Annotated in this window: 10 protein-coding genes and 1 tRNA gene; 5 read left to right on the forward strand and 6 right to left on the reverse strand. The window is 43.0% G+C overall.

What is annotated here, in order from left to right:
• Positions 1-61: 61 nt before the first annotated feature.
• Positions 62-1,525: a UDP-N-acetylmuramate--L-alanine ligase gene (gene murC, locus HWQ37_RS24085; protein WP_292751830.1), complete on the reverse strand. Its 1,464-nt coding sequence runs from the start codon at positions 1,523-1,525 to the stop codon at positions 62-64.
• A gap of 403 nt (positions 1,526-1,928) precedes the next feature.
• Between murC and nadD the strand changes: the two genes are divergently transcribed.
• Both nadD and HWQ37_RS24095 read left to right on the forward strand, forming a co-directional pair.
• A complete protein-coding gene (gene nadD, locus HWQ37_RS24090; protein WP_292751833.1) occupies positions 1,929-2,555 on the forward strand; it encodes a nicotinate (nicotinamide) nucleotide adenylyltransferase in 627 nt (208 codons plus the stop codon).
• A gap of 116 nt (positions 2,556-2,671) precedes the next feature.
• On the forward strand, positions 2,672-3,685 hold the full coding sequence (locus tag HWQ37_RS24095) for a type I glyceraldehyde-3-phosphate dehydrogenase (RefSeq protein ID WP_292751836.1): 1,014 nt from the start codon (positions 2,672-2,674) through the stop codon (positions 3,683-3,685).
• A gap of 88 nt (positions 3,686-3,773) precedes the next feature.
• Here HWQ37_RS24095 and thiL read toward each other — a convergent pair whose 3' ends face one another.
• The 5 genes from thiL to HWQ37_RS24120 form a co-directional block, all read right to left on the reverse strand.
• Positions 3,774-4,796: a thiamine-phosphate kinase gene (gene thiL / locus HWQ37_RS24100; RefSeq protein ID WP_292751839.1), complete on the reverse strand. Its 1,023-nt coding sequence runs from the start codon at positions 4,794-4,796 to the stop codon at positions 3,774-3,776.
• 366 nt (positions 4,797-5,162) lie between these two features.
• Positions 5,163-5,495, reverse strand: coding sequence for a divalent-cation tolerance protein CutA (gene cutA, locus HWQ37_RS24105; RefSeq protein WP_292751842.1), 333 nt, complete (start codon positions 5,493-5,495; stop codon positions 5,163-5,165).
• A gap of 5 nt (positions 5,496-5,500) precedes the next feature.
• Positions 5,501-6,499, reverse strand: a complete 999-nt coding sequence (locus HWQ37_RS24110; protein ID WP_292751845.1) for a helix-turn-helix domain-containing protein — start codon at positions 6,497-6,499, stop codon at positions 5,501-5,503.
• A gap of 21 nt (positions 6,500-6,520) precedes the next feature.
• Complete coding sequence (locus HWQ37_RS24115; protein WP_104908316.1) at positions 6,521-7,372, reverse strand: hypothetical protein; 852 nt, start codon at positions 7,370-7,372, stop codon at positions 6,521-6,523.
• Positions 7,373-7,513: 141 nt separating this feature from the next.
• Positions 7,514-8,173, reverse strand: a complete 660-nt coding sequence (locus HWQ37_RS24120) for an Npun_F0813 family protein (RefSeq protein ID WP_292751849.1) — start codon at positions 8,171-8,173, stop codon at positions 7,514-7,516.
• Between the two features lie 357 nt (positions 8,174-8,530).
• Between HWQ37_RS24120 and HWQ37_RS24125 the strand changes: the two genes are divergently transcribed.
• From HWQ37_RS24125 to HWQ37_RS24135, 3 genes are all read left to right on the forward strand, one after another.
• A tRNA-Arg gene (locus tag HWQ37_RS24125) sits at positions 8,531-8,603 on the forward strand.
• A 69-nt stretch (positions 8,604-8,672) separates the two neighbouring features.
• Positions 8,673-9,353: a group I intron-associated PD-(D/E)XK endonuclease gene (locus HWQ37_RS24130; RefSeq protein ID WP_292751852.1), complete on the forward strand. Its 681-nt coding sequence runs from the start codon at positions 8,673-8,675 to the stop codon at positions 9,351-9,353.
• Positions 9,354-9,385: 32 nt separating this feature from the next.
• On the forward strand, positions 9,386-9,948 hold a 563-nt coding region (locus HWQ37_RS24135; RefSeq protein WP_292751855.1), incomplete at its 3' end, for a hypothetical protein.

Raw genomic sequence — 9,948 nt, forward strand, 5'->3', positions numbered from 1 at the left:
GAATTTACACCGTTGCTAGAGGGGTACTTTGCTCAGAAATAAAACTTCGCAAAGTCTCCATTTAGGATGTGGCTTTAGCTGGCTCACAAAGTGTCGTAATTATTTCAGGAATCACCTGGTTCAAGTTTCCAGCCCCCAAAAACAGCGCCAAGTCTCCTGGGCGTAGTGTTTGTAGCAAGTACTCACACACTGCGGGTAAAGTTGGTTGATAAACTACCTGCGAATGCTGTTTAGCAATTTCCGCCGTTAGGCGTTCACCACTAATTTGCCCTAAATTAGGTTCGCCAGCACTGTAAATATCAGTCAACACCACCAAATCAGCATGGGTAAAGGACTCGGCAAATTCATCTAAAAAGGTCAGTGTACGGCTATAGCGATGGGGTTGGAAGATGGCAACCACTCTTTGCCCTGGTCTTGCCTGTAAACGGGCTGCGGCAAGAGTAACGCGAATCTCGCTAGGGTGATGAGCATAGTCATCAATGAAGGTAATGCCATTGACTTCACCTCGGAACTCAAAGCGTCGTCTTGCTCCTTCAAAGGTGGCGATACCTTTGGCAATTGCTCCAAATTCTAAGCCCAAAGCGCGACCAACAGCGACTGCGGCTAATGCATTGCTGAGATTGTGCCGACTGAGTAACCGCAAGTTCAACACGCCCAAAGCTGTGCCTCTTTCCCAAACCAAAGCCGTGGTACCATCAGCCCGATAATCAATATTGGTGACGGTATAATCAGCGTCCGTATCTGAGTGTAAGCTATAACTGATTGTGGGTTGCAAGCGATCGCGCACTGTCGCACAGTCAATGCTACCTATTAACGTTTTACAACCTTTAGCAAATGTTTGGAAGATGTCAATGACTTCTTCTAATGTATCGTAATGGTCAGGATGATCGAGTTCAATATTGGTAATGATGCCAATTTCGGGAGCGTGTTTGACCAGAGAACCATCTGATTCGTCTGCTTCGGCTACCAAATATTGGCTTTGTCCCAATCGAGCATTGCCAGACCAAGCATTGACTTCGCCACCTACTAAAATCGTTGGGTCTAGACCTGCTTCTAAAAGCATATAGCCAATCATACTACTGGTTGTAGTTTTGCCGTGTGTTCCCGCCACTGCAATACTGTAGTAATCGGCAATTAAAGCTGCTAGTACATCTGAACGATGTAAGATAGGACAACCTAATTCTAGGGCTGCTTTGTATTCTAAATTGTTAGTGTTAATTGCTGTTGAACAAATGACTTGAGGCAGTTTTGACTTAGTATCAGTAGGTAATTCTTCTTGTGAATTTAATACTACTGCATTCGCCAATAGCTGAGGGCGAAAGAATTCAAGATTGCTTGCCTCTTGTTTACCAAAAATATGAGCGCCGATAGATTCCAACTTGTGCGTAATATGGTTTGGACGAAGATCCGAACCTGATACTGGAAATTGACGCTTTGCAAGAACGTATGCCAGAGCAGACATACCTATGCCACCAATACCAATGAAATGAAATGGTCTACCACTAAAATCTACAGAATTAGTCATTTATTGCTCCTCTTACACCACACCACACCATAATCACAAATGACACGCGTATCATAACAGGAATTTGATTTTTACCGTAACTACTCCTGTATCATGTTTATGTTTGATGCCCAAATGATATTTCTGCTCTGGTTTTCATGGTTCAGAATGATTTTACCTTGGTTGGAGGTTTTTGCTATTTCTGAACTGTTCTTAAGATTATTCTGAAAATTTTGGCCGCATCGGGAAAGAAATTCTTGTAATGTCAAATACATATTTTTCGCTACCTTACTGGAATTGGCTACATAATACATTGTTTAGTGAAACTAATTTGAAATTGCATCAAGTCTAAGCGTGAATTGAGTACAATAGTACATTGGTAATGAAACTATTTTTCAATTGCATAAAACCCAGGCTTAACTGGATGGAGCAACTAGCAATTTTTGGTGGCACATTCGATCCAATTCATTGGGGACACCTGCTCGTAGCCGAGACAGCTTTGCATCAAGTATCCCTTAGAAAGGTAATTTGGGTGCCATCCCTAAATCCTCCTCATAAAGAAGCAGCTTTGTTTGAGCATCGCGTGCAAATGCTGCAATTAGCCATAAAAGATAACCCAGCGTTTACTGTCTCACTCGTGGAGACAAAGCGCTCTGGGATTTCTTATGCCATTAACACCCTGATTGACTTATCTACTTGTTACCCAAATACTCACTGGTACTGGATTGTGGGCTTAGATACTTTCCAAACCTTACCCGGTTGGTACCGTGGACACGAACTAGCACAAATGTGTGATTGGTTAATCGCACCCCGACAGCTAGGTGGTGAGACTATAACTCAAAGCAAATTAATCTGCAAGCAAGTGGAGCAACAACTTAGGGAGCAGTCTACTACCATTCACTGGCAACTCTTGAATATACCTTTAGTAGGAGTTTCGTCAAGTCTAATTCGCAAATTTTGCCGCGAACGGCAGTCAATTCGTTATTTAGTGCCGGAATCGGTCAGATCATATATCACTAACAACAATCTCTACTCTTACAAATCTGAATAAATTATGTGTTTTTTTATTGATCTAACACTTTATGGTTAAAACTGCCCCCCCCCTTTGCGATATGATTGGGGTCAACGATATCAACATATAAGCATAAATACAGAGGGCAAGACACTGTGATTAGAGTTGCAATCAACGGTTTCGGGCGGATTGGACGTAACTTTGCGCGTTGCTGGGTTGGTAGAGAGAATAGTAAAATCGAGCTTGTCGCTATTAATGACACTTCAGACCCTAGAACCAATGCTCACCTGCTAAAGTATGACTCAATGCTAGGGAAGATCAAAGGTGCTGAGATTAGTGCCGATGATAACTCTATCATCGTTAACGGTAAGACGATTAAGTGCGTATCCGATCGCAGCCCAGAAAACTTGCCCTGGAAAGATTGGGGAATTGACCTAATTATCGAAGCAACCGGGGTATTTACTAGCAAAGAAGGAGCGCTCAGGCACGTAAATGCTGGAGCTAAGAAAGTTCTGATTACCGCTCCTGGTAAAAACGAGGATGGGACTTTTGTGGTTGGTGTAAATCATCATGACTATGACCACAACAAACACCACATTATCAGTAACGCTAGCTGTACTACCAACTGCTTGGCACCAATTGCCAAGGTGTTGAACGATAGGTTCGGCATCATCAAAGGTACGATGACCACCACCCACAGCTATACAGGCGATCAGCGCTTGCTAGACGCTTCTCACCGGGATTTGCGACGGGCGAGGGCCGCAGCGATAAACATTGTACCCACCTCTACTGGCGCAGCAAAAGCAGTGGCGCTGGTTATCCCAGACCTCAGAGGCAAGCTAAATGGCGTTGCCTTGCGCGTACCAACCCCGAACGTCTCAATGGTAGATTTCGTAGTTCAGGTTGAGAAGCGTACTATTACTGAAGAAGTTAACCAAGCTCTTAAAGATGCTGCCGAAGGTCCACTTAAAGGTATTTTGGCCTACAGCGAACTAGAACTGGTATCGTCTGATTATCAAGGTCACGATGCTTCTTCGATTGTCGATGCTAACTTGACTTTGGTCTTAGGTAATGACTTAGTGAAAGTTATGGCGTGGTATGACAACGAGTGGGGTTACAGCCAACGAGTCTTAGATTTGGCAGAATTGGTAGCTGAAAAGTGGCAATAATTAGTCATTGGTCATTGGTCATTGGTCATTGGTCATTGGTCATTGGTCATTGGTCATTGGTTTTACACAAAGGACAAATGACAAAGGACTATTGACCAAAGTGTTGAAATCCCTGGCTAAGATTCAGAACTTGGTCAGGGAATTTTTTTTGTTCGTCGTGCAATAATACTGTTGATCCAGCTGTAATTTTACCTGCGATCGCAGCACCTTCTCCAAGCTGTTGCACTAAGGCTGATGCTAATTCTTGTGGTAAGCACAGCACTAATTCAAAGTCTTCGCCACCATACAAAGCATATTTTAGCGCTTGATCTGGTGGCAACCACTGGTTAAAAGTTTTTGGTACGAGAATTTGTCTGTATTCTAAGACTGCGCCAACGCCACTGGCGCGGCAAATTTGGATTATCGCGTCTGCCAAACCATCGCTGCTATCCATACCAGCAATGGGCATGGGGCATGGGGATGCTGAGATTTTTTTGAGGATTGGTAAGACATCTAATCGTGGCTGTGGTCGTTGGTGGGCGCGGATTAGAGCGGTGCGTTCTGCATCTTTGAGGTTATGGGCTAATTCGGGATGCAAGAGGAGTTCTAAGCCAGCACGGGAGGCTCCATGAACGCCTGTAACGACGATCGCATCTCCCACAACCGCAGCAGAACGGCGGATAATTTGACTGGGGTTAACTTGACCAAAAGCGGTAATTGCCAGAGTAGTTACAGGCGATCGCACAATATCACCCCCGACAATTGGTGTATTGTATTTTTGCAGACATTCTGTCATTCCCTGGTACAATCGCTCAACCCAACTCACCTTCACTTCACCAGGTAATCCCAATCCGACAGTGATTCCCAATGGCGAAGCACCCATTGCGGCTAAATCTGATAAATTGGCAGCAGCAGCTCGCCAGCCAGCATCTTCTGGAGAAGTGGTGAGGTTGCTAAAATGTACGCCATCAACCAGTACATCTGTTGTCACCACCAAAGATTGCCCTGGTACAGTTTCAAGTACTGCGGCATCATCGCCGATAATTTCTGAAGTACAGAAGCGCTGCAATCTTTTTAAAAGACCTTGTTCACCAATATCTTTTACTTGTTGAGAAGATAACTCACTGTTCACAATCGGTTTTCCGTGTTGCAATACTCCAGACAGTTTTAAGTTGAGCAATTAGATAAGAAAGCTATCGATCCATTAGGGCGCTGATTAGAAGAAACAAGCACTCCTTACGATAGCTATATGGAAATTGTACAAAGCCTGGTGGGAAAAATGGGTGTGTTTGGCAAGCCTCAACAACATTGCTTAATGAAACGCTGCACTAAATCGTGTAACGGCTCTTGATTGCGCTAGAAATTGGTGTAGCACGGGCGAGGTGTTTGCACTTCGCCAAACAATTGCTAACTTGATATAGAGCGTTTGGTCTTCGAGCGGTTTGTAGACAACCCCTGCTCGTTGCAAATTCTGGAGTGAAGCTGGTTATGAAAATCCTCACTCTTGATTTTTAACTTGCTGAGAAATCCACTGCAAGTAGGCTTGAGAACCGGCAACAATTGGTAAAGCAATAATTTCTGGCACTTCATAAGAGTGCAGTTCCTTAATTTTGGCCTCCATTGCCGGAAATTGCGCCAAATCAGTTTTAATCACTAATTGCCATTCTTGCTCTTTATGCAGTTTCCCTTGCCAGGTGTAAATTGAGTGGATTGGTAACAGACTTACACAAGCAGCGAGTTTAGCTTCCACAAGGGCATTTGCAATTGTTTCTGCCTCCTGGATGTTGCCAGTTGTCACCAATACCACACCATAGCTAGCAGGTGTCTCCATAACCTCTACACCGTCGTAGACAAAGAATAGACCTGACCATCAATCAGCAGTCGTGTAATGCCCTTAGCTTGCAAATGAGTCCGAGCCTTATGGAGCATTTTACTATCTGGAACTTTAATTACGCGATCGCGCTTAGTAGAAAAACGCTTCGCCACGCGATGGTTATCAAACACCGGCAAAGTTCTTTGCTGAGTTTCCAGGCTGGGAATTTGCCCCAAGTCACCAAAGTCCTTCAGAGGTCGGGTAATTAATTCTGAGGAACGGTCAATAACCAAATAGCAAGTTTTCGGCAAATTGGCTATCGACAGAGGTAAAACTTGAACTGATGCTTCACCTGGTCTGCGTTTTGTAACTAAAGGTCTTTGGTCATCTAGGTCATCATCATCAAAATCTTCTTCCTCAAAATCATCATCTTCTAAATCATCATCTAAATCATCCAAATCCTCGGATTCGTCGAGCAAATCTTCGCCCAGCATCTGTGCGATGACAGCCGCTCCTGGATGTTCATTTTTGAGCGGTGGGATAGGGATGCTGACTATTTCCGGCAGCTTTGGCTCTGGAGTTTCTAATTTCTCTGTAACTCGGAGTTTGGGTTTTTCCGTCGCCGAGGGACGACGCCTGACCCGTCTACTAGCAGCAATTGACTCCGCCGTTTCCTCTGAGAAAAGTTCCTGCTCTACATGAATTACCCGACGTGGTAGTGGCTCAACCTTTGGCACTTCCACAGGTAGGCTTTCGATGGGTGGAACTTCTATCTCCGGCTCTGGTTGACTTAGTAGCGGTAACTGCTCGTAGCTTACCTGCGCTCTCCCTTCAGGAGTTCTTGCAGCCCGCTTTAAAGAGACTAAGTATTCATACTCATCCTCTGGCAAAGTGCTTTTGAGCAGACGACTAATTGTCGAGTTACTCACACCATAGCGGTCTGCTAAAGTTGAGGTTGTTTCGGCAGTCTCTCGATATAACTTCAGAATTTCTTGCTTGTCAGAGTCTGTTAATTTTCTCACGGTAGATACCAAAAATCTTTACTAAGCTCGTTTCCGTCCACTGGTACGCCGTGTTCGTCTTAGTGATGCGTCATATTCTAAGACAGCGCCCATGCCAAATAACACTCCACTAAACACCCAAAACACCTCTAATATCTCCCCACTTTGATAATTGGGGCCTTGGGCGTATTTAAACCACATATCTGCAATGTAGAGCGAAAAGGCCGCCGCCGCAATCATTCGCCAAGACTGGGAAACTCTTCCCCCCCAAAAGGCTAGTAGCAGAGTGGTAGCAATAATTAACAAAACTACATCGCTAACTACGTAAAACCAATTCAAAATAGCGACTAGCAGTTCTGAGGGTGTTTCCTGTTGCATAGAAATCCACCACGCCAACAAACTACCGAACACTGCAATTGCTAATACAATTAGCCACTGCCATTTTTCCAGATTGATTCGCCTGGAAGCCACAGCTAAAATCATGCCCGCGCCAAGTAATAGATAAGTCAGTACAAAAAATATATCGCCTACAGACACATCCGGTTCATCTTTTAAAACTATTTCGGTATACCCGAAAATTATCCCTCCAACGAAATAGGAAAGCATACCTAGCCCAATTAAGAGCCAAACATTCCGGCCACTGACGATTTGCGGACTCAGCCAGTTCCTCAAGCATAAGATACTGGCACCCAAATAAGCTAAAGCTTCAAAAATATTTGTACCAATCACATACCACTCGGCTCGGCTTTCTATGCCATCTGCTCCGGGAACTTTGGCACTAAATAACAAAAAGTATAGCAGCGCTAGCACGGCCCAGCCAATATTAGCTAAGACAATGTTCTGAGTGGTGAAAATGGATTTAGAAAGGAACGAATTCTCGTAAGAGTTATTCATAGGACAAGACTTATGTAGATGCACTCTGGCAGTATTTTGAGTTAAAGGACTGTATATCTAGTACTTTATCTGCTAGGTAATTCACAATCGGATGCCAAAAGCAAGTGCCAGTGGCAGGAATTTTGTGAAATAATTTCCCTGCTACTGCCATAGTTTACCTAGTGGCGATTGATTTAGCCAAGCGATAAATAGCGATCGCTCGGCTTCTGGCATATCTTCTAGCTTATAAATCACTTGTTTGGTAAAATTAGCGTTGCCAAAATAGCCCTTTCCTAATCGATGCAGTTCTTGTAATAAAATAACTACATGATTTTCTTGCCAATCAGGTATTTTGGCTGTCGGCAAAGGATTAGTAGATATCAAATATTTAACGGCTTCTAGGGAGGATGCTTGGGGAAATTGCTTCTGCTTGAACACCTCCGCAATATCTTTTTCAAATAATGCAGCTTGCCTAGCACCTAAAAACTCTTCAATATCGATAGAAACACCTTGCAATAGCAAAATACCGGCTTGGATTAAAATCGCCGTTTTGCCATGACCACCTGTGTCACTATCCAGTTGCTCTAAACGGATTTTACCCCAAACGCTAAAGCGTTCGGGTTCTTCGAGTAAAACACAGGCTTTACCTCGGTTATCCGTTAATTCTCTCCATAAGGCTCTAGCCTCTTCTTCTTGACTAGCTTTGAATACGCTAATCAAGCGAAAAGTTTGCCCTTGATAACTGAGAATCGGCACTTGCTGATCCTTTTTTGGGTGCTGAATGCTTGATATTTCAACATCCTGCCGTTTGAGAATAAACATGGCACTAGCAAATAACTCCTCACAGGGGCACTCTTAATATGGAATATATAATGGCATTTGGCAGTATCGCCAAGGCTGAAATTACCTAGCATACTGTGGAAATGAGCCTAGCGATCGCTAGATTCTTCCCGAAGGTAGCCGCCCAGAGGACGTTAGCGCTAACAGGCAAATAACCCCTTGACAACTCAATATATCTAAACCAATACCCCATCTGTTTCGTTTTCGGTGTAAATTGACTAACTAGCGACTAGCATCTTAGCCTTGCTAGTAGTAAATCTGCAATTTTTGATTGCTTGTTGGTAGGTGAAGACGATATAATAATGTAGGTGACTCTTTCGGGAGCCATGATTTTGTTTTGGGCGCGTAGCTCAGTGGATAGAGCAATTGCCTTCTAAGCAATCGGTCGCAGGTTCGAGCCCTGCCGCGCTCGTTTTAACTTAATATGAACCCTCAAGCACGGTGAAGTGATATAATCATTTTATTGGTTGAGGGTTCGTTATTGCTGCATCATACCAAGAACAAAGGCGATATTGCTGCTACCAAAGCGATCGCGGATCTAAGGCTTAAAGGATACTTGATTCTGACACCACTTGTTTGTGAACATTTACCTTTTGATTTTGTTGCTTACAAAGACGATAAATTTTATAAAATACAAGCTAAATATGCTGGAGATAATAGGGTAGTAAACAAAACTATTTGGGTAGATAAAAATGGTACTCATCAGAAGAAGTATAAAGTAAATGACTTTGACTTTTATGCTGTTTATCTACCTGACATAGATAAAGTTGTTTATCCATCAATTAGCTTTAATGGTTGCTATATAACTACCCAAATACCTAATTCACCTACACCCTTTTATTGGTGGGAAGATTTTACAGATTTTACTGAAGTAGCGTCTAAGCGAACCTACAAGGAGTTTGGCGTTGACTTAACAACCAGAAAGGTTAACCCAGACTCTAGAATTCATACCAGAAAAGTAGAAAGACCATCAAAAGAAGAACTAGGAAAACTAGTTTGGGAAAAGCCAACCGCACAAATTGGCAGAGATTTTGGCGTATCTGATAAAGCTGTAGAAAAGTGGTGTAAAGCTTATGGGGTAGAAAAGCCACCTAGAGGGTATTGGGTGAAGAAAGCTTATGGGAAAGTAGAAGGACAGTTAACAATCCATGACGAAGATTGAAACTTATTAGTCTGCTCAAAAAAACTAAATAAATGAAAACTTTTTTATATACATCAGATATTCCATCTAATCGGAGTGAGGTTTTAGACTCCCTTAAGGGACTTACGATACTTAATTTGACTAGATATAGTTGGGAGCCACCTGATAGGGCGGTTCTGGAATACGACATTGAAGCAAAAGAAGTTTTTTCACTGACAGCCGGCTGTCTTATCATGAGCTTTGACTCAGGGCTAGTTATTGGATATGGAAGTCAACCATCAAAAAACTCAGTTACTATCTGGGTTGAGAAAAACGAGGCTGGTGAAAAAATTGAAGAACTAGCTGAAGAAGATAACGAGCTTTATCCAGTAGATGCAACAGATGCAGTGTACAGTAATAACTTTTGGGCTAGGTTTGTAGGGCAACGTATATCAAATATAACTATCTTAAAAAGAAGCTACAGCAGCGCACTATATGCAGATATTGCAAATGAAATTGGATTACTGTTTGAGGTAGAAGATGGGAGTAAATTTATCGCTTCTCACGGATTACATGACGATTCGGATGACTTTTCGGTAATTCAGGAATCACAGATTGATAATGAAATTCGTAATCA

It is taken from the genome of Nostoc sp. NMS4 (assembly GCF_017115095.1).
In the GTDB taxonomy this organism is placed as follows: domain Bacteria; phylum Cyanobacteriota; class Cyanobacteriia; order Cyanobacteriales; family Nostocaceae; genus Nostoc.